This is a genomic window from Pseudomonas lundensis, assembly GCF_002269125.1.
Taxonomy (GTDB): Bacteria; Pseudomonadota; Gammaproteobacteria; order Pseudomonadales; family Pseudomonadaceae; genus Aquipseudomonas; species Aquipseudomonas lundensis_A.
In genome coordinates, this window is sequence record NZ_NQKI01000092.1 from 1 (window position 1) to 1,197 (window position 1,197).

The window sequence follows — 1,197 nt, forward strand, 5'->3', positions numbered from 1 at the left end:
GGTAATCCCCCCTGAAAAAAGTACGCATCAGAAGTAGAATTTTCTCCTGACCGGATTAAGGAAATTTTGCGTGAAGACATCGCGTTTTTCAGACAGTCAAATCATCGCCATCCTCAACCAAGCCGAGGCTGGAACCCCTGCGCCAGAGCTGTGCCGCGAGCATGGCATCAGTTCGGCCACGTTCTATAAGTGGCGCACCAAGTTCGGCGGCATGGATGCCTCTCTGATGACCCGCTTGCGTGAGCTGGAGGAAGAAAACCGACGGCTTAAAAAAATGTACGCCGAAGAGCGCCTCAAAGCCGAAATCATCCAGGAAGCCATGGCAAAAAAGTGGTGAAGCCATCGCGACGACGAGAGATGGCTCAGGAAGTGGTTCGTTCAGGTCGGTGCAGCATCAAGTTGGCGTGCCTGGCTTTCAGAGTCAGCCTCACGTGCTATCGCTATCAGCCGCGCTTGGCGCCTGAAAACGCCGAGATCGCCGATAAACTTATCCAACTCACTTACAACCAGCGTAACTGGGGATTTGGCTTGTGCTTTTTGTATCTGCGCAACGTGAAGGGCTATCGCTGGAACCACAAGCGGGTGTACCGGATTTACCGAGAGCTGGAACTGAATCTGCGCATCAAGCCGCGCAAGCGTATCGTGCGCGAGAAGCCTGAGCCGCTGGCCGTTCCTGCAGCCACCAATCAGTGCTGGTCGATGGATTTCATGCACGATCAATTGGCCGATGGGCGCAGTTTTCGGGTGTTCAATTTGATTGACGACTTCAACCGGGAAGCGCTGAGCATGGAAATTGATTTTTCGCTTCCGGCAGAGCGTGTTGCACGGGCGCTGGATCAGGTCATTGAATGGCGCGGGAAACCGCAGGCAATTCGCAGTGATAACGGCCCCGAATTCATCAGCGCTAAACTCACTGGGTGGGCCGAGAAACGGGGCATCCGACTGGACTACATTCAGCCGGGCAACCCGCAACAGAACGCCTATGTGGAGCGGTACAACCGCACGGTACGTTACGATTGGCTGGGCCATTACTTGTTTGAGTCGATAGCTGAAGTTCAGGACTACGGAACAAACTGGATCTGGACATACAATCACGAGCGCCCGAATATGGCTCTCGGAGGAATAACCCCCAAACAAAAGTTGGCCCTGGCGGCCTGACCTCTATTTTTGGTAAGTGCTAAAAGTGGGGGGATTACC

General features: G+C 54.0%; 1 protein-coding gene. It reads left to right on the top strand.

Annotation, left to right across the window (positions count from 1 at the left end; all coding sequences use genetic code 11):
- Nucleotides 1-70 precede the first annotated feature (70 nt).
- A protein-coding gene (locus CJF39_RS22595; protein ID WP_094995374.1) for an IS3 family transposase occupies nucleotides 71-1,158 on the top strand; the annotation gives its coding sequence in 2 pieces (ribosomal slippage) (nucleotides 71-323 and nucleotides 323-1,158; 1,089 coding nt in all).
- The last annotated feature ends 39 nt before the right edge of the window (nucleotides 1,159-1,197 follow it).